Source organism: Achromobacter sp. PD1, from assembly GCF_048541815.1.
Lineage (GTDB): Bacteria > Pseudomonadota > Gammaproteobacteria > Burkholderiales > Burkholderiaceae_B > Achromobacter > Achromobacter bronchisepticus_A.
The window spans coordinates 3,161,701-3,185,323 of record NZ_CP183349.1; the positions used below are offsets into that span (position 1 = coordinate 3,161,701).

The 23,623-nt window shown below is 61.3% G+C and carries 25 protein-coding genes and 2 pseudogenes; 18 read left to right on the forward strand and 9 right to left on the reverse strand.

The features are described from left to right. The first annotated feature begins 1 nt into the window (after position 1). From ACM1PE_RS14975 to ACM1PE_RS15035, 13 genes are all read left to right on the forward strand, one after another. On the forward strand, positions 2–601 hold the full coding sequence (locus tag ACM1PE_RS14975) for an OmpA family protein (RefSeq protein WP_059373233.1): 600 nt from the start codon (positions 2–4) through the stop codon (positions 599–601). A 130-nt stretch (positions 602–731) separates the two neighbouring features. Further along, positions 732–1,058 (forward strand): hypothetical protein, encoded by a 327-nt coding sequence (locus tag ACM1PE_RS14980; RefSeq protein WP_419343684.1) that lies wholly within the window; start codon positions 732–734, stop codon positions 1,056–1,058. A 306-nt stretch (positions 1,059–1,364) separates the two neighbouring features. Then, positions 1,365–1,595: a hypothetical protein gene (locus tag ACM1PE_RS14985; RefSeq protein ID WP_054456318.1), complete on the forward strand. Its 231-nt coding sequence runs from the start codon at positions 1,365–1,367 to the stop codon at positions 1,593–1,595. A 75-nt stretch (positions 1,596–1,670) separates the two neighbouring features. Beyond that, positions 1,671–1,928 carry a hypothetical protein gene (locus tag ACM1PE_RS14990; protein ID WP_059373237.1) on the forward strand — a complete coding sequence of 86 codons (258 nt, stop codon included), beginning with the start codon at positions 1,671–1,673 and terminating at the stop codon, positions 1,926–1,928. 217 nt (positions 1,929–2,145) lie between these two features. After that, the gene (locus ACM1PE_RS14995) at positions 2,146–3,123 is read left to right on the forward strand and encodes a LysR family transcriptional regulator (RefSeq protein WP_059373239.1); all 978 of its coding nucleotides are present in this window, start codon (positions 2,146–2,148) and stop codon (positions 3,121–3,123) included. Then, positions 3,120–4,583: an NAD(P)-binding domain-containing protein gene (locus ACM1PE_RS15000; RefSeq protein ID WP_419343685.1), complete on the forward strand. Its 1,464-nt coding sequence runs from the start codon at positions 3,120–3,122 to the stop codon at positions 4,581–4,583. The genes ACM1PE_RS14995 and ACM1PE_RS15000 overlap by 4 nt, the downstream gene beginning before the upstream one ends. After that, the gene (locus ACM1PE_RS15005; protein WP_054456315.1) at positions 4,580–5,554 is read left to right on the forward strand and encodes an ABC transporter permease; all 975 of its coding nucleotides are present in this window, start codon (positions 4,580–4,582) and stop codon (positions 5,552–5,554) included. Before ACM1PE_RS15000 ends, ACM1PE_RS15005 begins: the two co-directional genes overlap by 4 nt. Next, positions 5,551–6,468, forward strand: coding sequence for an ABC transporter permease (locus ACM1PE_RS15010; RefSeq protein WP_059373243.1), 918 nt, complete (start codon positions 5,551–5,553; stop codon positions 6,466–6,468). Before ACM1PE_RS15005 ends, ACM1PE_RS15010 begins: the two co-directional genes overlap by 4 nt. Continuing rightward, positions 6,465–7,472, forward strand: a complete 1,008-nt coding sequence (locus ACM1PE_RS15015; protein WP_419343686.1) for an ABC transporter ATP-binding protein — start codon at positions 6,465–6,467, stop codon at positions 7,470–7,472. Before ACM1PE_RS15010 ends, ACM1PE_RS15015 begins: the two co-directional genes overlap by 4 nt. Beyond that, positions 7,469–8,482 (forward strand): ABC transporter ATP-binding protein, encoded by a 1,014-nt coding sequence (locus ACM1PE_RS15020; RefSeq protein ID WP_054456312.1) that lies wholly within the window; start codon positions 7,469–7,471, stop codon positions 8,480–8,482. The genes ACM1PE_RS15015 and ACM1PE_RS15020 overlap by 4 nt, the downstream gene beginning before the upstream one ends. Positions 8,483–8,547: 65 nt before the next feature. Then, entirely contained in the window at positions 8,548–10,119 is a 1,572-nt protein-coding gene (locus ACM1PE_RS15025; protein ID WP_054456311.1) for an ABC transporter substrate-binding protein, read from the forward strand. 3 nt (positions 10,120–10,122) lie between these two features. After that, on the forward strand, positions 10,123–11,418 hold the full coding sequence (locus ACM1PE_RS15030; protein ID WP_419343687.1) for an acyl-CoA thioesterase/bile acid-CoA:amino acid N-acyltransferase family protein: 1,296 nt from the start codon (positions 10,123–10,125) through the stop codon (positions 11,416–11,418). Positions 11,419–11,436: 18 nt separating this feature from the next. Further along, on the forward strand, positions 11,437–12,606 hold the full coding sequence (locus tag ACM1PE_RS15035; protein WP_419343688.1) for a CMD domain protein: 1,170 nt from the start codon (positions 11,437–11,439) through the stop codon (positions 12,604–12,606). A gap of 257 nt (positions 12,607–12,863) precedes the next feature. On the opposite strand, the gene ACM1PE_RS15040 is transcribed toward ACM1PE_RS15035, so the two are convergent. The 4 genes from ACM1PE_RS15040 to ACM1PE_RS15055 form a co-directional block, all read right to left on the reverse strand. Beyond that, positions 12,864–13,787 carry a hypothetical protein gene (locus tag ACM1PE_RS15040; protein ID WP_419343689.1) on the reverse strand — a complete coding sequence of 308 codons (924 nt, stop codon included), beginning with the start codon at positions 13,785–13,787 and terminating at the stop codon, positions 12,864–12,866. Next, entirely contained in the window at positions 13,780–14,565 is a 786-nt protein-coding gene (locus ACM1PE_RS15045; protein ID WP_419343690.1) for a hypothetical protein, read from the reverse strand. Before ACM1PE_RS15045 ends, ACM1PE_RS15040 begins: the two co-directional genes overlap by 8 nt. A 103-nt stretch (positions 14,566–14,668) precedes the next feature. Next, positions 14,669–14,995: a hypothetical protein gene (locus ACM1PE_RS15050; protein WP_419343691.1), complete on the reverse strand. Its 327-nt coding sequence runs from the start codon at positions 14,993–14,995 to the stop codon at positions 14,669–14,671. Between the two features lie 11 nt (positions 14,996–15,006). Further along, positions 15,007–15,450 (reverse strand): hypothetical protein, encoded by a 444-nt coding sequence (locus ACM1PE_RS15055; RefSeq protein ID WP_419343692.1) that lies wholly within the window; start codon positions 15,448–15,450, stop codon positions 15,007–15,009. A gap of 393 nt (positions 15,451–15,843) precedes the next feature. On the opposite strand from ACM1PE_RS15055, the gene ACM1PE_RS15060 reads away from it, so the two are divergent. Both ACM1PE_RS15060 and ACM1PE_RS15065 read left to right on the forward strand, forming a co-directional pair. Continuing rightward, positions 15,844–16,605 carry a peptidoglycan-binding domain-containing protein gene (locus tag ACM1PE_RS15060; RefSeq protein WP_419343693.1) on the forward strand — a complete coding sequence of 254 codons (762 nt, stop codon included), beginning with the start codon at positions 15,844–15,846 and terminating at the stop codon, positions 16,603–16,605. Between the two features lie 2 nt (positions 16,606–16,607). After that, positions 16,608–16,888 (forward strand): annotated as a pseudogene (locus ACM1PE_RS15065) (peroxidase-related enzyme); the annotation flags it as partial. 87 nt (positions 16,889–16,975) lie between these two features. Here the strand turns inward: ACM1PE_RS15065 and ACM1PE_RS15070 are convergent. Continuing rightward, positions 16,976–17,605 (reverse strand): LysE family translocator, encoded by a 630-nt coding sequence (locus tag ACM1PE_RS15070; protein WP_419343694.1) that lies wholly within the window; start codon positions 17,603–17,605, stop codon positions 16,976–16,978. A 36-nt stretch (positions 17,606–17,641) separates the two neighbouring features. Continuing rightward, positions 17,642–18,022, reverse strand: a complete 381-nt coding sequence (locus ACM1PE_RS15075; protein ID WP_419343695.1) for a VOC family protein — start codon at positions 18,020–18,022, stop codon at positions 17,642–17,644. Between the two features lie 220 nt (positions 18,023–18,242). Between ACM1PE_RS15075 and ACM1PE_RS15080 the strand changes: the two genes are divergently transcribed. From ACM1PE_RS15080 to ACM1PE_RS15090, 3 genes are all read left to right on the forward strand, one after another. Then, positions 18,243–19,103, forward strand: coding sequence for a class I SAM-dependent methyltransferase (locus ACM1PE_RS15080; RefSeq protein ID WP_419343696.1), 861 nt, complete (start codon positions 18,243–18,245; stop codon positions 19,101–19,103). A gap of 105 nt (positions 19,104–19,208) precedes the next feature. Further along, positions 19,209–19,784 (forward strand): hypothetical protein, encoded by a 576-nt coding sequence (locus tag ACM1PE_RS15085; RefSeq protein ID WP_419343697.1) that lies wholly within the window; start codon positions 19,209–19,211, stop codon positions 19,782–19,784. A 526-nt stretch (positions 19,785–20,310) separates the two neighbouring features. Beyond that, positions 20,311–20,610 carry a hypothetical protein gene (locus ACM1PE_RS15090; protein WP_419343698.1) on the forward strand — a complete coding sequence of 100 codons (300 nt, stop codon included), beginning with the start codon at positions 20,311–20,313 and terminating at the stop codon, positions 20,608–20,610. Positions 20,611–20,668: 58 nt separating this feature from the next. Here the strand turns inward: ACM1PE_RS15090 and ACM1PE_RS15095 are convergent. The 3 genes and pseudogenes from ACM1PE_RS15095 to ACM1PE_RS15105 form a co-directional block, all read right to left on the reverse strand. Next, positions 20,669–21,412 (reverse strand): annotated as a pseudogene (locus ACM1PE_RS15095) (IS3 family transposase); the annotation flags it as partial. Positions 21,413–21,519: 107 nt separating this feature from the next. Then, positions 21,520–21,852 (reverse strand): transposase, encoded by a 333-nt coding sequence (locus ACM1PE_RS15100; protein ID WP_419343699.1) that lies wholly within the window; start codon positions 21,850–21,852, stop codon positions 21,520–21,522. 80 nt (positions 21,853–21,932) lie between these two features. Then, positions 21,933–23,606, reverse strand: a complete 1,674-nt coding sequence (locus tag ACM1PE_RS15105; RefSeq protein ID WP_419343700.1) for an RNA-directed DNA polymerase — start codon at positions 23,604–23,606, stop codon at positions 21,933–21,935. Positions 23,607–23,623 lie beyond the last annotated feature (17 nt).

Sequence of the window (23,623 nt, forward strand, 5' to 3'; positions counted from 1 at the left end):
CATGGCCGGCTACCCGGGCACGTCCACTCTGCTGGCCGCGGCGTTGCTCGCCGCCGCCAGCGGCTCCATGGCGCAGGAGCCACCCTACAAGGCCGAGATCCTGGATCTGCAGGCCACCATCCTGGACCTGAAGGGGCTGCCTTCCGATGCCAGCGGCGGCATATCGGACCTGAACGCGCAGATAGACGGACTGGCCGCGCGCCACGACGGCCTGTCGGTGCGGCAGGACAAGAACGCCGTGACCGTCGCCATGCTGGGCGACGTGCTGTTCGATTTCGACAAGACCGCCATACGCCCGGCCGCCGAACCTACGCTGCGGGACATCGCCAGCCTGATCCAATCCAGTTCGGCCGGCACCGTCGGCATCGAAGGCCACACCGACTCCAAGGGCTCGGCCTCCTACAACAAGGATCTGTCATTGCGCCGCGCGCAGGCGGTGGCGCAATGGCTGGCGAATCATGGCGTGGACAAGTCGCGGCTGACCGTCAAGGGATACGGCGATACCCAGCCGATCCAATCGAACAAGCTGGCCAATGGCGCGGACAATCCGCAAGGACGGGCGCAGAACCGGAGGGTGGAGTTCGTGCTGCCCAAGCACTGAGCGCAAGGGGCGAGGTTGCCGGATAGGTGGCCGCATCATTGCGCCGCAGACCTCACACGGCCTGCGGTACTATGCGCGCGTCATTGTCCCCATGTCGCCGACGCGTGCCGGCGTTGCAGGAAGTACTCCCATGCGCCTCATCCACCGAGCCGTCCTTGCTTGCGCCCTGCTGGCTGCTCCATTTGCCGCCGTGGCCGGCGATCTGAACAAGGCCAACTGCACCTACAAAGGCGTCCCGCTGTATGGCAAGGTGAAGATCGTCGCCGCGTTCCCCGACATCAAGGTCAAGGTGGTCAGCGCGTTTGCCGACCTGTCGGTGAAGAAGGTCGACGCTTTCGCCGACAGTTGCGGCGAATGGAAAATCGTCGATAGCTTCCCGGACTTCAAGATCCAGTTGGTGGACGCCTTTCCCGACGTGACAATCACCTGGGTGAATGCGTTTCCGGGCGTCCGGTGAACATGATTGCGCGTATCGGCTAGGGCAGCCGGACTACTCCTCTTCGCCGTAGCCAAAAGGCCAACGGCGCTTGTTCGGCTCGGGCGCGGGTTGCTGACTGTGCATGACGGGCTCCTGAGGTTCGATGGACGAATACTACCGGCATCCGTCAAATCGAACTGCAAAGGTTCGCAAAGATCGCGGCAATCATGCCGCAAGAGCCCCATCCGTGTTTCTAACACAAGGTAGACGCAGCCCGCATCGGGGCTAGAACGTATGCCATTTCCTGGACCGGCGCGTAGGATTGAAGCCGTACGGGAGAGCGCCATGCCAGATTCCAGCTGGATTTGCGGCAGCGAGCCGCCGGGTCGCCAGGGATTCTTCGAGACGGAATTCAATACTGGCCAGACCGAAGTCACGATGTACTCCGTATTGGGCTGGATGCCGCCAGCGCATCGCGGCTACGTGGTCCGGTGGCGCTCGCTGGAACCGGCGGTGGAACAGGCGGAAATCGAACGCTATCTGTACTACCGGCGCGAGGGGCGCGGGCATTCTTGAACTTCTGGTCGTTGGCAGGCGCAAGGGCCTGGTGCTAGCCTTGAAATGGCCTGCCGCCGTCATTGGAGACCTCTCATGCCCGAGTTCATTGAAGCGAACCTTGACACTCTGTTCACGCTTGCCCAGAGCCGTACCGAAAGCTATCTGCGGGCAGCCGAAACCCAGATCGATGCGGTTTTCGGTGGGGGCTATGCCCGAGAGCATCCAGAATTGATCGCGGCGTTCATGAAGACCGCGTCCGATGAATTCACGCGCACGGCCACGGCCAAAGTCCTGCAGAACCTGGGGTACTCCCTGGACTCGGTTGCAGACGCACTGCGCACCCGGGCCTGATCAGGATCTCCGCGCCCGCGGGCTCTCCGCGCGCACCCGCATGCGGCCAGCCCGATACCGGGCTGCTGAGCCGCTTGCGCTCTAAATCCTTGAAATAACTAGCAGTTATGAAATTCCCTGATGAAAACCCCATCAGGGAATTTACTTATGCGCTTTAATTATTTGCAAAGCGCATACTTGCCGGGCAAGAATTCGTCCTTGGCATAAATCAAATCAGATGGAACTTCGTCAACTCGAGGCCTTCGCGGCCGTCATGTCCACGGGCAGCGTCACTGCTGCCGGCCGGCTGTTGGGACGCTCCCAGCCGGCGATCAGCCGGTTGTTGCAGGAACTGGAAGCCGAGATCGGCTATCCCTTGTTTGCGCGCAGCGGCCCGCGCGTGACGCCCACCGAGCAGGGCTTCCTGCTGTATGACGATGTCGAGCGCGCGTTGGCGGGCATGCAGCAGATCCGCAGCCGCGCCGATGAAATCGCCCGCGGCCAGGCCCAGCCGCTGCTGATGGCCGCCACCTCCGCCCTGGCGGCGGGCCTGGTGCCCGACGCGCTCAAGCGCATCGAGGACCGGATCGGCGCCGCGCGCATCCAGTTGCGCAGCGCCTCGCCCGAGCGCGTGGTGCACGCCGTGCTGTCGGGCGCCGCGCAACTGGGCGCGACCAGCCTGCCGCTGGAGCACCGCGGCCTGACGGTGCACTGGATCGGGCAAGCGCCCTGTGTGGTCGCGCTGCCGGAAAACGATCCGCTGGCGCAACAAGCCGTGGTGCCCGTCGCCGCACTGGCTGGACGCCGCATGATCACGATGGCCAATCCCTACCGCCTGCGCCGCCGCCTGGACGCCGCGCTGGCGCAGAACGCCCAGACGCTGGGCACCATGGAAACCAATTCGTCCGTCAACGCCCTGGCCGCCGTGCGCGCCGGACTGGGCGTGTCGGTGCTGGAACCGATCACCGCCTACGGCGCCCCCATGCCGGGCGTGGCGATCCGGCCCATCGACCTGGACATTCCCTTTTTCTTCGGGGTCATCACCCCGCAGTCGCAAACGCCGACGCCAGCCTGCCAGGCCATGGTCGACGCGCTGGCCCAAGCCGCCGCAGCCCTGCTGCCCGGCTTCGCCCTGCACGACGCCGCCGAACATTCGGCGCTGCTGCAGTCGATCTATGGCGACGACGCCCCTCTTACGGAATCCCCTGCTATATGAATCAGCCTGTAGCCACCCCGCCGCAAGGCCTAGCCGTGCTGGAAGCGCGCCTGCGGCAAGACCTGTCCTGGCTGGAAATCCCCGCCAAGAACTGGGTCACGCCGCGCCTCGTCGACGGCCAGCCCGTGCTGGATGTGGCCGTCGTCGGCGGCGGCATGGCCGGCCTGGCCGCGGCCGCCTCGCTCAAGCACCTGGGCATCAACGCCCCGATCTTCGACCAGGCGCCCGAAGGCTATGAAGGTCCCTGGGCCACCACCGCCCGCATGGAAACCCTGCGTTCGCCCAAGCAGCTGACCGGCCCCGCGCTGGGCCTGCCGGCGCTGACCTTCCGCGCCTGGTTCGAAGCCCAGTTCGGTTCCGAGGCCTGGGAAGCGCTGGACAAGATCCCGCGCCTGCAATGGATGGATTACCTGCGCTGGTACCGCCGCGCGCTGGAACTGGATGTGCGCAACGAACACCGCATCCTGGCAGTGCTGCCGCGCGCCGACCAGCTGGTGCAGCTGGACATCGAATCCCCCGCCGGACGCAGCACGGTGCTGGCTCGCCGGGTAGTGCTGGCCACCGGCCGCGACGGCCTGGGCGGCGCCTATGTGCCTGATTTTTCGAAGAAGCTGCCGCGCAACCGCTGGGCGCATTCGTCCGACGTGATGGACTACAACACCCTGGCCGGCAAGCGCGTGGGCGTGGTGGGCGCGGGTGCGTCGGCCATGGACAGCGCGGGTACCGCGCTGGAAGCCGGCGCCGCCAGCGTAGACCTGCTGATCCGCCGCAACGACATTCCGCGCATCAACAAGGGCAAGGGCGCGGGCAACCCCGGCCTGACCCACGGCCACCTGACCCTGCCCGACGAATGGAAGTGGAAGATCCGCCACTACATCAACGCCGCCCAGGTGCCGCCGCCGCGCGGCAGCACGCTGCGCGTCTCGCGCCACCCCAACGCCCGCTTTAATCTGGGCTGCGGCGTGCAGGACCTGGCGCTGGTCGGCGACGAGATCCACGTCACCACGCCCAAGGGCGTGTTCGTGCTGGACTTCCTGATCTTCTCCACGGGTTTCCGCATCGACTGGACCGTGCGTCCGGAGTTCGCCGCGCTGGCGCCGCACGTGCGCGCCTGGGGCGACCGCTACGTGCCGCCGGCCGGCGAAGAAGACCAGGAACTGCATGACTCGCCCGACCTGGGCGCGGTGTTCGAATTGCAGGAAAAGACCCCGGGCGCCTGTCCCGGCCTGGACCGCGTGCATTGCTTCTCCTACCCGGCAGCGCTGACGCAGGGCACGATCTCGGGCGACATCCCGGCCATCAGCGAAGGCGCCAAGCGCCTGGCGCAAGGCATCGCCGGCCTGTTCTACCGCGAGGACGTGGAGACGCACTACGCCAATATGGAAGCGTTCTCCGAACCCGAAGTGTTCGGTGACGAATGGACGCCGGCCCCGGCCCCGCAAGCGGAGACCGCGCAATGACGGGCTGGTTGCTGCGCCGCATCGCGCAAGCCGCGGTGGTGGTCTTCCTGATGACGCTGATCGTCTTCGTGGGCCTGCATGCCATCGGCAATCCGGTGGACATCCTGATCGGCCAGGACGTGGACCAGGTGGACCGCGCCCGCATCATCGCCGAACTCGGCCTGGACAAGCCGCTGTGGGAACAGTATCTAGCGTTCCTGAACGGTGCCCTGCACGGCAATCTGGGCAACAGCTTCGTCTACAACATCCCTGCCGTCGAACTGGTGATCCAGCGCCTGCCGGCGACGTTCGAGCTGGCCATCGCCGCAATGATGTTGGCCGTGGTGGTGGGTCTGCCTCTGGGCCTCTACGCCGGTCTGTATCCGGATAGCCGTTTCGCCAAGATGATCATGGCGGGCAGCATCGTCGGCTTCTCGCTGCCGACGTTCTGGATCGCGCTGATGCTAATCATGACCTTCAGCGTGTCGCTGGGCTGGCTGCCGGCCAGCGGCCGCGGCGAAACTGTGGAGTTCCTGGGCTTCCAGTGGTCCTGGCTGACGGCCGACGGCTGGCGCCACCTGATCCTGCCGGCGTTCAACCTGTCGCTGTTCAAGATTTCGCTGGTGATCCGCCTGACCCGCGCCGGCGTGCGCGACGTGCTGCCGCTGGACTTCGTGAAGTTCGCGCGCGCCAAAGGCCTGTCGCCCATGCGCGTGGTCTGTGTGCACGTGCTGCGCAACACCATGATTCCGCTGGTGACGGTGCTGGGCCTGGAGCTGGGCTCCACCATCGCCTTCGCCGTGGTCACGGAAAGCATCTTCGCGTGGCCCGGCGCCGGCAAGCTGATCCTGGACAGCCTGAACGCGCTGGACCGCCCCGTCATCGTGGCCTACCTGATCGTGGTGGTGTGCCTGTTCGTGACCCTGAACCTGATCGTGGACATTCTTTATAAAGTGCTGGACCCGCGGGTGCGGCTGGAGGCCTCGGCATGAGCGCCGTATCTACCCCGAACCCTACCCCCGCGCTGCGCCGCGAATCGCCGTGGCGGCGCAACCTGGCCGAGTTCATGTCGTCCAAGACGGCAGTGCTGGGCCTGGCTGTCGCCACGCTGCTGATCCTGGCCGCCATCCTGGCGCCCTGGATCGCGCCGCAGAACCCTTATGACCTGCTGCAGATCGACGTGCTGGACGCGCGCCTGCCGCCGGGCAGCATGAACGGCCTGGACACCTTCCACTACTGGCTGGGCACCGACGGCCAGGGCCGCGACCTGCTCTCGGGCATCCTGTACGGCCTGCGCATCAGCCTGGTGGTGGGCGTGGGCTCGGCCCTCATCGCCGGCATCGTCGGCACGCTGCTGGGCCTCTTGGCCGCCTACGCCGGCGGCAAGGTGGACGCCCTGATCATGCGCCTGGTCGACCTGATCCTGTCGTTCCCGTCCATCCTGGTCGCCATGATGATTCTGGCCTACCTGGGCAAGGGCGTGGGCAACGTGGTGCTGACGCTGGTGATCCTGGAATGGGCCTACTACGCCCGCACCGCGCGCGGCCAGGCCCTGGTCGAGCGCCGCCGCGAATACGTGGAAGCCGCCCGCTGCCTGGACATCCCCAACTGGCGCATCATGTTGAAGCACATCCTGCCCAACTGCCTGCCGCCGCTGATCGTCATCGGCACTTTGCAGATTGCGCGCGCCATCACGCTGGAAGCGACCTTGAGCTTCCTGGGCCTGGGCGTGCCCGTGACCGAACCGTCGCTGGGGCTGCTGATCTCCAACGGCTTCCAGACCATGCTGTCCGGCGAATACTGGATCAGCTTCTACCCCGGCATCGCGCTCCTGATCACCATCGTGGCGATCAACCTGGTGGGCGACCGCCTGCGCGACGTGCTGAACCCGAGGACCCACAAATGAGCGCCGACCGCCATACTGCCGGCGCGCCGACGCTGGAGGTGCGCAACCTGCGCACCCACTTCCATACCCGCGCGGGCGTGCTGCCCGCCGTGGACGACGTGTCCTTCACGCTGGAACGCGGCAAGATCCTGGGCCTGGTCGGCGAGTCCGGCTCGGGCAAGTCCGTCACGGGCTTCTCCATCATGGGCCTGGTCGACGCGCCGGGCCGCATCGTCGGCGGCGAAGTGCTGTTCCAGGGCCGCGACCTGACCAAGCTGGCGCCGCGCGAGCTGCGCAAGCTGCAGGGCAACCGCATCGCCATGATCTTCCAGGATCCGATGATGACGCTGAACCCCGTGCTGCGGGTGGACGCGCAAATGATCGAGACCGTGCGCGCCCACAACAAGATGAGCGTGGCGCAAGCCCGCGCCCTGTCGCGCGACACGCTGGGCATGATGGGCATCCCCAGCCCCGAAGAGCGGCTGCTGGCCTACCCGCATCAGCTGTCCGGCGGCATGCGCCAGCGCGTGGCCATTGCGATTGCCATGCTGCACCGGCCCGACCTGATCATCGCCGACGAGCCCACCACCGCGCTGGACGTCACCATCCAGGCGCAGATCCTGTCCGAAGTGCAGAAGCTCGCGCAACAGCACGGCACCAGCCTGATCTGGATCACCCACGACCTGTCGGTGGTGGCCGGCCTGGCCGACGACGTGGCGGTGATGTACGCCGGCCGCATCGTCGAGCACGGCACCGTCGACGACGTGCTGGACCGTCCGCAGCACCCCTACACCGTGGGCCTGATCGACAGCCTGCCCAGCAACAACCGGCGCGGCCAACGCCTGCGCCAGATTCCCGGCATGACGCCCAACCTGCTCAACCTGCCCACGGGCTGTGCCTTCGCGGCGCGCTGCTCGCGCGCCACCGCCGCCTGCGGCCAGCAGCCCGGCATCACCCAGGCCCTACCCGAACACAAAGTGCGTTGCTTCCACCCCACGATCCAGACCAGCGAGGTAATGGCATGAGCGCGACCGCCCCTACCCCGCTGATTGATCTCAGCCAAGTCAGCAAGCGTTTCGGCGAACGCCCCACCGGCCCCGCGACGCGCGCCATGCAGCGCCTGGGCCTGTCCAAGCCGCCCGCCGTGACCCGCGCCGTCGACAACGTGGACCTGATCGTCAACCCCGGCGAAGTGGTCGGCCTGGTCGGCGAGTCCGGCTGCGGCAAGTCCACGCTGGGCCGCATCGCGGCCGGCCTCTTGACGCCCTCCGGCGGCGAGATCCGCATCAACGGCGTGCGCCCGGCCGACATGAACTCGGCCCAGGCCCATGCCGCGCGCCTGCAAGTGCAGATGATCTTCCAGGACCCCTACGCCAGCCTCAACCCGCGCCTGCGCGTGGACGAGATCGTGGGCGAAGCGGCCCGCATCCACGGCCTGGTCGGCAACGGCGACTTCGACGACTACGTCAGCGCCCAGCTGGAACGCGCCGGCCTGGACCCCGCGCTGCGCCAGCGCTATCCGCACCAGTTCAGCGGCGGCCAGCGCCAGCGCATCGGCATCGCCCGCGCGCTGGCCGTGCAGCCCACCATGCTGGTGTGCGACGAGGCCGTGGCCGCGCTTGACGTATCGATCCAGGCGCAGATCCTGAACCTTTTCATGGACCTGCGCGAAGACCTGGGGCTGACCTATCTCTTCATCAGCCATGACCTGGGCGTGGTCGAGCACCTGTCCGACCGCGTCGTGATCATGTACCTGGGCCGCGTGGTGGAAACGGCCACGGTGGAAGAAGTCTTCCGCCACCCCAACCATCCGTACACGCAGGCCCTGCTGGCCGAGATCCCCAGCCTGAAGTCGCGCCACAAGACCTTTACCGCGATCAAGGGCGAGATCCCCAGCCCGCTGAATCCGCCGGGAGGCTGCCATTTCCATCCGCGCTGCCCGCATGCGATGCCGCGCTGCAAGACCGAGGTTCCCACCTTGAAGGGAATCGCCATCAACCACCTGAGCGCCTGTCACCTGAACGACATGGCGTGAACCCAGCCGCCGCGCCGCGGCTTCCGGATTAACCGCTAGTTCCCCCTATACCAAGGACCCCGAACATGAAACGCCTGATTCTCACCACCCTGACCGCCGCCATCCTCGGCGCTTCCGCCGCCGCCAGCGCGGACGACCTGTCCATCGGCTTCGCCGACCCGCTGTCGTCCCTGGACCCGCAGCTGAACAACCACGCCGGCGACCGCTCGGTGGCCCTGCACTTCTGGGACCTGCTGATCGAGAACAAGTGGAACAAGCTGCAGCCCGGCCTGGCCGTCAGCTGGAAGCCGCTGGACGACAAGACCTGGGAATTCAAGCTGCGCGAAGGCGTCAAGTGGCAGGACGGCACGCCCTTCACCGCCGACGACCTGATCTACTCCTACACCCGCGCGCGCGCCGTGCCGGGCAGCGTGGCCACCTATGCCGGCTACCTGCGCACCATCGACACGATGACCGCCAAGGACCCGCTGACGCTCATCGTCAAGACCAAGGCCCCCAACCCCGACCTGCCGCTGAACCTGGCCTCGGTGCACGTGGTCAGCAAGCACGTCGGTGAAAAGTCCACCACCGAAGACTACAACTCGGGCAAGGCCATGGTCGGCACCGGCCCCTACAAGTTCGTGTCCTACACCCCCGGCGACCGCGTCATCATGGAACGCAACGACGGCTACTGGGGCGACAAGCAGATCTGGGACAAGGTCAACTACCGCTACATCAACAACGCCGCCGCCCGCACCGCCGCGCTCTTGGCCGGCGACGTGGACGTGATCGACAAGGTCTCGGTGTCGGACCTGGCCAAGCTGCAAAAGGCCGCCAACGTGTCGGTCTACCCCTACGACGGCCTGCGCGTCATGCTGCTGCAACCCAGCTTCAACCCCGCACCCAACCAGTACATCACCGACAACAACGGCAAGCCGCTGGACAAGAACCCGCTGCTGGACGTGCGCGTGCGCCAGGCCCTGAACCTGGCCATCAACCGCAAGGCCATCGCCGACCGCATCCTGCAAGGCGCCGCCACCGAAGCCAACCAGTGGATGCCCAAGGGCACCATCGGCTACAACCCCGACGTCAAGGACATCCCCAACGACGTCGCCCAGGCCAAGAAGCTGCTGGCCGAAGCCGGCTACCCGGACGGCTTCAAGCTGACCATGCACGTGCCCAACGACCGCTACCCGCAAGGCCCGGAAACCGCCCAGGCCGTGGCGCAGTTCTGGACCCGCGCCGGCGTCAAGACCCAGGTGGAAGTCGTGCCATGGGCCGTGTACTCGGGCCGCGCCAACAAGAACGAATTCGCGGTCAGCATGTTGGCCTGGGGCAACGGCACCGGCGAAGGCAGCTACGCGCTGGTCAACATCCTGGCCACCGCCGACGCCAAGAAGGGTCTGGGCGCGTCCAACTGGGGCCGCTACAGCAACCCCAAGGTCGACGCCGCGCTGGAGCAATCCACCTCGGAATTCGACGTAGCCAAGCGTGAAGCCATCCTGCGCGACTCCGTCAAGATCGTGTACGACGACGTCGGCATCATCCCGCTGTTCCACTACAAGAACATCTGGGCCACCAAGAAGGGCCTGAAGGTCACCCCCATGACCAGCGACCGCACGGCCGCCATGATGGTGACGAAAGAATCGGGCAAGTAAGCCATGACGCCCACCCTGACCATCACCCCGGCCGTCGACCTGATCGACGTGCCGCGCCAGATCCGGGTCGAACACGTGGCGCCCGGCCAGACGGTGGAGATCACCGCCCTGACCCGCCGCAACGGCGTGCTCTGGCAAAGCCAGGCCGCCTTCGTGGCGGGCGCGGACGGCACGGTCGACCTGGGCCGCGACGCGCCCGTGTCCGGCGACTACGAAGGCGTGGCGCCCATGGGCCTGGTCTGGTCGCAGTCCCCCGTGGACTCGTCCAGCCGCGAGCACTTCAACCACCCGGTGACCGAAGCCTTGGTCACCGACGTGGTGGCGCGCGCCGCCGGCGCGCAGGCCCAGGCCAGCTTCACCCAGCGCCTGGCGGCTGACGGCGTCACGCGCCAGGACGTGCGCGAGGAAGGCCTGGTCGGCACGCTGTACCTGCCGCCCGGCCCCGGCCCGTTCCCTGCGGTCATGATCCTGAACGGCTCCGGCGGCGGCATCAACGAACCGCGCGCGGCGCTGTATGCGTCGCGCGGCTACGCCGCCTTCGCGCTGGCCTACTTCAAGGCGCCGGGCCTGTCGGACTACATCTCCAACACCCCGCTGGAATACTTCCAGACCGGCCTGCGCTGGCTGCGCAAGAAGGTAAGCCCCAAGCACGACTTCGTCGCCATCAGCGGCCAGTCGCGCGGCGGCGAACTGGTGCTGCTCTTGGGCGCCACCTTCCCCGAGGAAGTCTCGGCCGTGGTCGCCTACGTGCCCGGCGCCGTGGTCCACAGCGGCCAGAACGCCTGCGATCCCAAGATCGGCCGCGAAGGCCCCACGTGGCTGCTGGGCGGCAAGCCCATCCCCCACGTCTGGGAAAACAACCGCACCGCCACCTGGGCGCCCTTCGACGAAGGCCCCTCGCCCCACCGCCACGAAAAAGCCATCCTCACCGCCCTGCAAGACCCCGACGCCGTGGCCCGCGCCCGCATCAAGGTCGAAGACATCCAGGGTCCCGTCATGCTGCTGTCCGGCACCGACGACGGCTCCTGGCCGTCCAGCATCTATTCCAAGATGGTGCAGGACAAGCTGGCCGAGGTGAACCATCCCTACCCGGTCGAGTGGCTGGACTACGAGAACGGCGGGCACTCCATCCTGTTCCCCTACGTGCCCACCACCCAGCTCGTCTACGCCCACCCCGTGTCCGGCAAGATCAGCACCAGCGGCGGCAACCCCAAGGACAACGCCCGCGCCGACCAGGAATCCTGGGAAGGCGTGAAGCAGTTCCTCGATGCGGCAGTCCAGGCCCGCGCCACCAAGTAAAGAATCAAGGAGATCCGCATGGCTGAACCCATCGTCTACAACGTCACGGACGACCTCGTCGACCGCCTGATCGGCCTGGCCCCGGGCGCCAAGACCTACGAAGTGCGCCACTTCCGCGAGAAGGTCGCCGCCGCCACCCAAGGCAGCTACGACGCCCTGTTCGACCCCGCGCTGCCCGGCCTGTCCCTGGCCGAGCGCCTGCTGGTCGCGCTGTACGCCACCCGCATCACCCCGTCGCCGCTGCTGGCCGCGCACTACCGCGCGCGCCTGGCCGACGCCGGCGCCACCCCGGCCGACATCGCCGTCGCCGAATCCGGCAGGCCGGCTGATGCCGCCACCCCGCGCCTGGCCGCCATCCTGGAATTCACGCGCAAGCTGATCGAGAAGCCCGTCGAAGGCGACGAAGCCGCGCTCAAGACCCTGCCGGCCGCCGGCGTCTCCACGCCCGCCGTGGTCACTCTGTCCCAGCTCGTCGCCTTCCTGTCCTACCAGGTCCGCCTGGTCGCCGGCCTGGAAGCCATGAAGGAGCTGGAAGGCCAGCCCGAACGTGCCGCCGGCACCCCGCCCGCGCCCTTCCCCGCCAACACCGCCGCCACCGCGCCCGGCGCCGTCATCAAGGCCCACGGCTTCACCAACGAATCGCTGGAATGGAAGGCCTGGCTCGACGTCGTCAACGTCGAAACCGCCACGCCCGAACAAGTCGCCGTCCTGGAAGAAAGCCACCCCAAGGCCAAGGTCTCGGACTACTACCTGTTCCTGGTGCATCAGCCGGAAATCCTGCGCCAGCGCTCGACGGCGTTCAACGCCATCATGTATGCGCCGGGCGGACTGTCGCGCGCCGAGCGCGAACTGGGTTCGACCTACGTATCGCGCATCAACGGCTGCGTGTACTGCGCGTCCGTGCATGCCCAGCGTTTCGAACAGCTGGCCAAGCGCAATGAAGTCATCGCGCAGGTGTTCGAGGATCCCGTCACGGCCGGCACCACGGCGCGTGAACTGGCTATCGGCAAGTTCTCGATCCAGATCACTGAAGCGCCTGCTGCGGTGAACGCCGACAGCATCCAGGCCCTGAAGGATGCGGGCTTGAACGAAGGCGAGATCCTGGATCTGCTGCATTCGGATGCGATCTTTGCTTGGGCGAATCGCTTGATGCTGAATCTGGGCGAGCCGGTTTTCCCAGCTGCTTGAGGTTTTCGGAGCGTGATACCAAACGTGTCGTGCTCCCGAGAATTTCTCCTCGCCCGGTCACCAGTGCCTAACGCCGTTCGCCCTGCCTGCCCTGCCGAAACGTAAAACTGCCACTTTACGCCTCCCCCCTGCGCCCCGCCTCTAGCAGGGGCGCATTGCCTTGCCCCACGCTCGAAGAAACCCACGACATCCGCCTCGGCCAGCTTCGAACATGCACTTTCGTTGTCATAAACTATCCGCGATTGAAAATTCTCGCTTTAATGCACAGCCTCATTATTTTTTGTTGTGACAAACACTTCATTAAGTCTAAGCGTCGACGATATCCACGCGGCCAGGGGATATGAAAATAATCCTATCAACACCCCTCCGCTGAAATCTGTGACAGTAAGCACCACCGGCGATCCGACTCCCTGTGTAGTTTGCCCCAATAGAAGCGCAATCGCGGACAAAAGAGCTCCCCGCAGCCCAGTAAGGAAAGTTACAAAAATATTCCGAACCCACTGCTCTCGAACTTCAGGATTTCTGAGCAATCGTTCGACCCAGACAAATACCGCCAGCAACATAGCGCCTACCGCACCACCAACAAATATACTAGTTTCGCTAGCCTGCACTGGAATAATCGGGAAAAAGCGAAAATTTTGAACAGGGCTTTCGGCGTTGTCATTGGCGTCTCTAGGACCTATGTTTTCAACCGCCACGTCTACAAAAAGGCGCAGCTTTGCATTAAACAGACTGTCATACCAAGATTGATCACTCCAACCCTTTCCCGACCCGACCACATTAGTAACGCCCTGAGGAATCGCATTTCCGGAAGATTCTGAGCGTTGTCTCACCGGCACCGGAAACCTGCATGACAGGCTATAGGTCTCTCCCGGTACCAGCGTATATTCACCCGCCATATCCGATTTACAAAAACCTCCCCCGTCAAATCTTCCGTTAGCTGAGGCGTCAATTTCGGCATTAACATTAGTTAGAATCTGATTAACAGAGCTCACATTCTTAAATGCAAGAGTAAGAAACACGGGACTCCCAACACGGTTCGCTGAATCTCCAATCGCGCTGACCTCAATGGGTTGCTGGTTATTCATTGACGCCGCAATGTCCGCCGCACTCGTGGGGTCTGATAAAAAAAAGTACGCCAGCACACCCCAAAACATGCAGAATCTGAATATTCTATTCATTTAGGCACCCCCCGTCTTCGGTTAGACGTCGCAGGTTGGCGATTTCTTTCTGCGTACGACCTGAGAATTCTTGCCGCTTCAGGTCATCCACGAACGACAGAAAAATTGAAATCCGCTCTCGGCAATCCTCTTTTTTCTCCACGACACACATATTTATATCCGGATTACCATCGAACTTATCGCATGAAGATATTGCTTGCAACCATGCCCTAATCGCCTCATTATCAATAACACTTGACCGCGTATCGGAGAGAATTTTATCAATTTCCAAATACTGCTTTCGAAGAGCCAAAGCACCGGTCAAAGCAGAGATGTGTTTGATAGTTTCGCGACGCAAAAGTTGAAGCTCCGTGACGTCAATGTCCATTTTTAGAGCTTCCTCCACAAACCTCTTACGGAGAGCGATTTCACTAACGAGGTACATATCAGCAGACTTTTCGAGATTTTCCCGTTTCCGCTTCCTATAGGCTTGTCGATGAAGGTCCGCAGCCTCACTGAAGAAATATATCAAAACCTTATCAGCCATAGAGTCCTGATCCAGTTTGACACTTGATCCCCAGGCATAACCGCAATCTGCAGCAGCAGGAGCCTGATTATTCTTACCCAGATCGTTAATAACGTTTCTCACCTCCGCCAACGATGCCTCGCCTCCAGGACAGGGCTGCGCCACCGCAATTGATGTGAACGGTGCAAAGAACATCATAATTATTAGCTGAAGCCCGAAGAAAACGGGCACCCTGGACATTAAGCCGCACATAGCTCTTATGTTATTAGTCATCGCAACTCCAGAGCGAGAAGCACACGCCAAAAAACGATAAATATATCTAGGCTCTAATATTTAAATTCCCTAGCACAACCCGATTGAAATCCAACTTCAATCACTACAAAAAAACCTTGAACGCCGTGGATACAACGGTATCAATCAATCCATTAATAAATCTATCTAACGCGACTTTTGCCAGCCCTATTCGTTTAAGAGCTACAAGTTCTGCCAGATCCTTTTTTCCAACCACAAGCCATTCGAAATCTTCGCGGGTTAGCGCTCCCACCTCCAACAACTGAGTCCATCGCTGCAAATCAGTCCTTAACTCACTAACGAATTGCTTTCCATCTTGAGCTGCGGCGGCTTCATATGAGCGCCAGCTATAGTTCGCAAAATCGACGATTTCATCCTGCAATTGCCTAAAAAAAGTATCAAATTCGGCCATTATTTTCTCCGTTAAGGACTCCGCCCTTCGCCCACTTTGCGCTTACCGCTCTCCAGTTCAATAACAGTATCAAAGCCATCGGATACGATACCCTTCGCCTCCAATATGTAACTCTCATTGAGAATCACGCTATCTTGCCAACGTTTTAGGAACCCTCCTAACGAGTTGCGCGCAGGATCCTTAATAATCTTCCATTGTTGTGCAACCTCACCGTTATTCGGGCGCCCCTTGGCGTATTCGTATGCTTTTTCGATGTTGAAAGTTAGACGTTCTACCACTTGACGCTGACTGGAGTAAGGCTCTCTTGCCTTGTCCATCGTTGCCATTGCTTCAACTTTCAGGGATGTAGCCTGTTCATAACCTTTTTCGCTGAATGGCGAGGTCGTCGAACAACCTGTGGCAATACCGATAAGCAGTGCCGTTATAGTTGCATTTATTATTATTGCAATTTTCATCTTCCCTCCTCGGCGAAAATTAGCGCACTTCTTCCAGCCGCCTGCAAATGTGGCCCCGTTACGTTCTCTAGACACGACCATATCGCAACCTCTTGGCACTCGCCCTCCAACCATAATTAATTTCGCAAGATTAAGCGGCGACAACATCAACCACAATAGTACTTTCGTACTACTATTTTTTTCTGTCTGAATTTTTATTGCCGTCCGATCTATTGAATTTTTTCGCAAGTCGCGTAACGAGCATAGATGTTTCCGCCCCCTATTTTTGATCGCAAAAAAAACGGATGTTCTCATATACTTTGGTCAACCCAGACGTAAGAACACGTCGTTTTGAGAGGTTCTTTTGCCGCGCTCTGCGACGCTGAATCTCTCGCCAACGCTCTGGAGGCAACAATGAGCACCTATGGCACAAGGCTTCTATCTAAGGGTATGCAGGGCGCTGATGTCGAGGAATTGCAAATACGTCTTGCAGGGTTTCGTGGGACGCTCCCAGACGGCGAGTTCGGACCCGGCACAGAGTTGCAGGTGGCCAAATTCCAAGTCGACGTGATGGGTAGGAGCGCCCCGAGTGGCATTGCTGACAGCTCAACTCTCAAGGCCATTGATTCATTCGCGGATCAGTTTCTAATCGACTTTTCCCGCTTGAAGTGCCGCTGCGGCATGTGCGACGGATTCGGGCAAGGCAAATTTAGGGGCAAGTACCTAGGTAATCGAAAGACCGAGGAGTTCCACCTTTATGAGTATCCTGGAATTCACCGTATGCTTCTTTGGGCAGTGCGAGCCGCTCACTTTTACATGCCGAAGCACCCATTCACTTTCAGTTCTGGTTACCGCTGTTCGGTCAACAATCAACAAAATCATCGCAATACCACAAATCACTGCGGCAAAGCCGTCGATCTGGACATCAAGCCTAAACCTGGCGAAACCAGACAAGACGATGTCCTAAAATGCCGTGAAGTCCGAGGAAAGCTGGTGGAGCTATCGAATGCCCAGATCGGATGGGAGGCCAGGAATCGAAAGTCACTGGAGCCAGACAGTATGGCCCCGACTTGGGTCCATTACGACGTGCGATCGTACGAAGCCAAATATCTTGACGATCGCTACTTTTGCAAAGACTTAGTCACGCTCAATGCGCGCACCCCGATCCTATTCTGAAGGCCCAGCGCTACGAACAACTTGCCAAGCGCAACAAGATCATCTCGCAGGTGATCAAGGATCCGCCACCACCGGCGCCACAGCGAGCGAGCTCGCCATTGGCAAGTTGTCGATCCAGATCACCGAAGCGCCTGCCGCGGTAAACGCCGACAGCATCCAGGCCCTGAAGGATGCGGGCTTGAACGAAGGCGAGATCCTGGATCTGCTGCATTCGGATGCGATCTTCGCCTGGGCGAATCGCCTGATGCTGAACCTGGGCGAGCCGGTTTTCCCGAAGGCGTGACCCCGCGGCGTCCGGCCGCTTGCGTGCCGGACGCTTGGCCTGAGGCTTGTCATCGCCGGCACTGGCCGTCGATGACTAGCCGCCGCATCAACGTTGCCAGGTCAGCAGCTTGACGCCTGCAACCGCAAACACCACGGCCACCGTCCCTTCGATCCAGCGCCGCAGCCTGGCGTACAGCGCAATCATCGGCGCGGTCGAGAAGGAGATCGCATAGCCGCCGAATACCATGACGCCGAGCAACGCGCAACCGCCGATGATCGCCGGCAAGGTGCCGTCCGACGCGCTCTCCCCCAACCCCAAGGACATGATCGCCATCCAGGCCAGCACCGCCTTCGGATTGCCGATGTGCATGAGCACGCCCTGGCGGTAGAGCAGCCGATAGCGCGGCGTCGCACGGCCCGTTTTCACATTCACAAAGGCCGCGCCCGGCCTCAGCGCCGACCTGCCGGTGCGGAACGCCAGATAGAGCAGATAAACGCCTCCCACCATCTTCATGATGTAAAGCGCCTGCGCGGACGCCGCTAGCACGGCGGAAATGCCCGTCGCCGCCAGCGTGGCCCAGAATAGCGAGCCGGTAATCACGCCCGCCGCCAGCGCAAGCGCCGGCACACGGCCGTCACGCATCGCCGTTGCCATGATCGCCATATTGCTGGGGCCGGGACTGGCGGTGGCAATCAGATAGGTGCCGTACACAAGAGCAAGCTGACTCACGAGCATTTGCGTTTCTCCAGGGATGCCAGGTCATATCCCGCGTTACAGCAGGAGGTCCCCGCGATGGACGATATGGACCTTGTTCCCATCGGGATCGCGCAGATACGCGCCGAAGTAGCCGTCACCGTAATGAGGACGCGCGCCCGGCGCCAGACCGCCCGCATGGGCCATGCTCACGGCTTCCTGCGAAGGAGCCAGAAAAGCGACCATGCTGCCATTGCCCACCGTCGCCGGCTCGCCGTCGTAGGGCATGTAGACGTAGAAGCGCGGCAGCAGCGCCTGGCCGGTCACCCAGCAAAGCGCCAAGGGCCCGCCATCCGGCGTGACAACGCGGCGCTTCAGTCCGAGCGGAAGCAGCACCGCGTCATAAAAACGGCCCGCGCGTTCAAGATCACGCGTCCCAACAGTGATGTGGCTGAACATTTGATGACTCTCCCTGCGCCCGCCCTGGCGGTGGGCGCTTTCAGAAATGCATGACCTGCTCCAATCGCATCGGGCATGTTACTCGCATGCCAAATCATGCGAATCACTAGAAGAGGCACAGTCCGCGCCCGTTCCGCCAGGGCCGGCCGCGTTTTCGTTAAACTGACGCTTTCCGCCTTCTTATGCGCCCCGCCCATCGCGGGGCGCATTGCCTTACCCCATGTCCGACAAAACCCACGACATCCGCCCCGGCCAGTCGATCGAACTGCTCAAGGCCCTGCACATCCTGACCCGCGACGGCAAGATGAACCAGGACAGCCGCCGCAAGCTCAAGCAGGTCTACCACCTGTTCCAGTTCATCGAACCGCTGCTCAAAGACGTCCAACAACAACGCGGCGCCGTCACCCTGGCCGACCACGGCGCGGGCAAGTCGTACCTGGGCTTCATCCTCTACGACCTGTTCTTCAAGGAACAGCCCGAGGCGCTGAAGAACGGCTCCCACATCTACGGCATCGAAACCCGCGAAGAACTGGTGAAGTCGTCGGAAGAACTGGCCAAGCGGCTGGGGTTTGGCGGCATGTCGTTTCTGAACCTGTCGGTCGCCGATTCGATCACGTCGGACAAGCTGCCCGCCACGATCGACATCGTCACCGCCCTGCACGCCTGCAACACCGCCACCGACGACGCGATTCATTTCGCGTTGGAGAAGAAGGCCAAGTACATCGTCGTCGTCCCCTGCTGCCAGGCGGAAGTGGCGTCGGTGCTGCGCAAGAACAAGGCGAAGGCGCTGGCCGATCCGCTGGCTGAGATCTGGCGGCATCCGCTGCATACGCGGGAGTTCGGGAGCCAGATCACGAATGTGCTGCGGTGCTTGCAGCTGGAAGCGCACGGGTATCAGGTCAGCGTGACTGAGCTGGTGGGATGGGAGCATTCGATGAAGAATGAGCTGATCATCGCCCAGTACAAGGATTTGCCGCGGAGGAAGGCGGCTGAGCGGCTGACGGAGATGCTGGATAGGATCGGGTTGCAGGAATTGAAGGATCGGTTCTTTGTGCCGAAACCTGCAGAGGCGGCGGCGTAAGCGCCGTCGTGCTTCATGCGGCAGCGTCAGCATCCGTGCTTGCCGCAGTCGTCCACCAGACGCACCGTATGACACGGTGAACGCCATTCAAGCGGCATTCCCCACATGCCCTCTCGCCCGCGCACGGCCGCCCCTGAGCAGACGGCGCTGCTAACAGCGGCCTTCCCCGCGCGGCTGCGAACCGAAGCTGCACATATCGCCGAGGAAATCTGCCCCTCGGTCATGTGCGGCCGCGGATTGTCCGTCATCGTGCAGGACGAGTCATTGACGCTGCCCTATCGCGTTCAGCATGGGGGCAGCGATTCCTTGTCTTCCAAGCTGGACGAACCCCAGGCACTGATCTACGCGTGCATACAGTCACGCCATCATGACGGCCAGGTACGCCAGCGCCAGATTGAGCGGCTGGCTGCGGCTTCCGAGCCTTGGGTTGTGCCGTTCGTGGTGCAGCTCTGCAGCGAATACGTCGTTGAAATCCTGCAGGACATCGAGGCGTGCTTGCCCTTGCTGGATAAGCACGTCTACGGAACGGTGCTTCGAGGCAATCCGGCCTTTCTGGATCTGGCGCAGCAACGCATGACCAGCTATTGGGATTGCTACTACCGGCGGCACTGGCTCGGGAGCGAAACCTATGTGGGGTTTCGCTTGTTCAAGCAGTTCCACGACTGGCAAGTCTCTGACTAGGACCTCACAGGCTTGAAATGCCCGATCCGCGGATCAATTGCCAGAGCTGCGGCGCAACCGATCGGATGAGTTCTTGTTCAAGCGCTTCGCTTCGTCTTCCGCGTAGTCTTCCTCGCCCTCTTCGTACTTGCCTTCATACATGCAGCTGCTGCGATTCCATCCGCCCTCGCCGCCGAGTGAACAACCTGAGCTCAAGGCGGCAAGGAACAAGAGGATGCTGCAACGGCCTAATCTTTGAATCGACATATCGCTCCCTGGTGATCGGGGTAAGTGTAAGGGATGGGGATGACGGCTGAGCCGGCGTGACCTGAGCCTGAATTGGAAACGACCGCCACCCATGGCGCGGATTTCGGCTCAAGTGTGCTCAATTTGGCACGGGTCACGCTTGATTGCGATGCCCGTCGGACTCGATACTGGCACCGCAATCCCACAAAGATCGCCCAGATTGACAGCTGGAAAAGACGGACGACATGGTCGCTGCAATGGCGACTGCCTTCTCTTTATTGCGTCAATACTGGAGCGGCTGATGGACGATCACCCTTTGACTCATGACCGATGGGCTACGCCGGACGATGCGGAGTTTGTCACCGTACGGCTTGCTGAGCTTCGGAAAATGGAACGGGCGTGCGCCGCGATTTGGACTATCGCTCGAATTGTCGGGAATGGCGCGAATCAGCCTGAGGCTAGTGGTGGGCAACCGCTGGATGCTTGGATTATGTCCAGTTTGATAGGAGGAATTGAAAGCCTATGCGATCACATGGCGGACCTTGTGGGGTCGAATCTTGACGAATCCAATCTTGGGGAAAGTGTGCCGGGCGACGATTGACAGCATGCGATAGACGAAATTGTAGTCTGAGCTGACCCGGATTTCTCGGACAGTTTGGTTAAGACACGGAGGCCTCGACCTGGGCAGGGGTTCGATAACCTAGCCCCTGGTGGATTCGCTGGCGGTTATAGAAGACCTCAATGTCGTTAAAGATCGCCAGCCACGCATGCTCCCTGCTGTGGAAGACCTTGTGATGCGTTAATTCGTTCTTTAAGTTGCTGAAGAAGCTCTCTGCGACGGCATTGTCGTAGGGATCCCCCTTGGCGCTCATGCTGATGATGATGCCGTGGTCCTTAAGCATGCCTCGGTACTCTGCCGAACTGTACTGCGCACCGCGATCGCTGCGGTGCAACAGTCCAGGATCGGGACGGCGCCGGGCTAGGGCCATTTGAAGTGCATGGACCAACAACCTGCGGTCGGCCTTCTCGGCCATGCTCCAGCCGATCACCGACCGAGAGTAGAGATCCAGCAGTACGGCCAGATATAGCCAGCCTGTCCGTGTTGGTACAACCGTTATGTCGCCCACCCAGACTTTATTGGGACATTGCACGGTGAACTGACGTTGCAGGCGGTTCGGGGCTGGCCCCAACAGCGAATGCTTCTCCAGCCGACGAAACCGCTGCTTGCGCAGCGCCTCGATGCCGGCTTGGCGTCGCAGTCTTGCGACGCGATGCTTGCCGCACGCCACGCCGTTGGCGTTAAGCGCGCGCCAGGTCTTTTCCGCGCCATACGCTTGCCGGCAGGTCTGATGGGTCTGCTCGATGGCCGCGAGCAGCTTGACGTCCTCTTGCTGCCTTGCCGAGGGTTCACGACGTTGTCAGTCGTAATACCCGCTGCGGCTGACGTGCAAGGCCCGGCATAACCGAGCGACCCGGAACTGCTGCTGATGAGCCTGCACAAAGGCGTACCTCACGGCAGTTCCCGCGCAAAGTACGCTGCCACTTTTTTTAAGATATCGCGCTCTTCGGTGACCTCGGCCAACTGACGCTTGAGGCGCTGAATCTCGGTCTGCTCGTCGGTGCGAGCCTTGCCTTTACCGGGAAATGAGACGTCTGGGCCGTGTGTCGCCAGCTCTTTCTTCCATCGGTAAATAATCGACCGCTTCACGCCCAGCATCAGCGATAGTTGCGTGCCGCTGACCTTGCCTTCCTCCAGTTGTCTGACCGCCTCGATTTTGAACTCCCGACTGTGATACTGGCGTTTGGCTTCAAGCGGCTTGCCTTCGGGTTTGGATTTATCCATGGAAGAATGGTGTCAGACTACAATTTCGTCACAATTCCACTTCTGAAACTGTAGCCTGACACGTTTATTTTCGAGCGGAATTAAAAATCGTCTGTTTCCTTATCATCAATTGGACTCCCATAAGCATCCTCATCATCCTCATACTCGAAGACATCATCAAGATCATCGAGTTCCAATAACTGAGAAATCGTATCGAAATTGTGGCGTTCCAGTGCATTCGGCTTAGGGCTAATGAGCGGAGTTATCAGTGCATCCGTATCATAGAAGCGGACCTCAAGCTTGCGGAGTTCATCAAAATGCGGGTCCGCCCTTATGTGCGCGTCCGACATGCCACCCCAGCCTCTCACCCCAGCTTCATAGCTGAGCAGCCATTGCTCTTCCCATAGCGCACTCGTTGCCTCGAATGGCTTCCAGCGGGAGTGTGCAAGCGTCTTGGGCAGGGAACCTGTTGAATCAAGGTCCAGCAAAATTAGCGCGCAGATCGAAGAGTCCATTGCTGCGACCGAGTCAACGTTTGTAGCCGAAATGGTCAAGCCGAGTTCTTTGCAGATCCACAGGCACCATGCGACCTCGCTATGGTGCTCAAGTGGCGCATGCTCTGCTATGAGTGAGTTGACAAGGCGCGACAAGCGTTCCTTGCCAATCGGGAATCCCAACCTTGAATATGTGGAAAGGAGTCTTGCAATCGACTGGAGCGTGACGGGGTGGGAGGCCGCAACAAGACAAAGCTGTGCTTCAAAAACGTCCCAATTCTCCAACCGCAAAATCACTGAGCTGACGCGGCGCAGAGCATAGACCATAACTGCATCGGTTGCATTGCGTCTGGCGAGATCACGCGCCAGTTCGAAGTAGTGGTTGATGTCGGAGCGCTGCCGCTGACCACTGGGAGCGATGGCGACGCTGCGAAGGGCATGCGTCCAGGAATCCTCTTCTAGTTCGTCGATGCGGCATATACGGGTCTTTTCGAAATTTATTTGCAGTTCGAAATCTCTAAGGCAACGCACCAAGCAAGCGAGTGCCCTATCCGCCTCGCCCTGCGTTCCAAAAAACAGGTAGTAGTCGTCTACGTAACGAAACCCAGCGATTTTTCCCTTCAGCTTGCGCTCCAGGTCGACGTCAATCGAAGTCGCGATGCACTCGGCAATGATGTGCGAACTATCCGGACCGATCGGAAGCCCAAATGTCTGTCCGTCCTGACCTTGACGACAGGCGAGGTCCAACAGGTTGCCGAAAAATTTCGCCGTAGGTTTTGTACTCTTTTTGCTTGCCGCCTTTCCGTGCAAGGCCCAAGGAATCGAGTGCGTATAAATAGTAGGAAAGAATCGCGAGATATCAGTTCGAAGAACGTAGCGATACCCCGCACCTTGTAACAGCCGTCGTTCGTATAAACCCTGCATGGACGGCAAACTTGCAGCACGACCAGAGTCGCGTCGAAACCGAGGATGACTTGCACTGATCTGCGAACGGCGAAAATGCGACACGATGTTGGCCCAGTTGTCGACGACGGCCTTGCTCAAAAAGGTCTGGGCGATCGGGTTCGACAAGCTCGTCGCCCGGCGTTGATGGCCAGCCCGCGCGACGCTGAACAATTCTGACTTTGACCGTGGCGACGTCGGAACACTAGCTTTGGAAGGGATGGCGACCCATGCAGCGTACAGATTCGTATGATGAAGCGCCACGTCGCTCGTCTTAAACGCCGGAGGCAATTGGGACGGCAGGTAGCCCAACTTCAGGAGCCTTTCAATTCGGTCCATATTATTCTTTCCGCGTC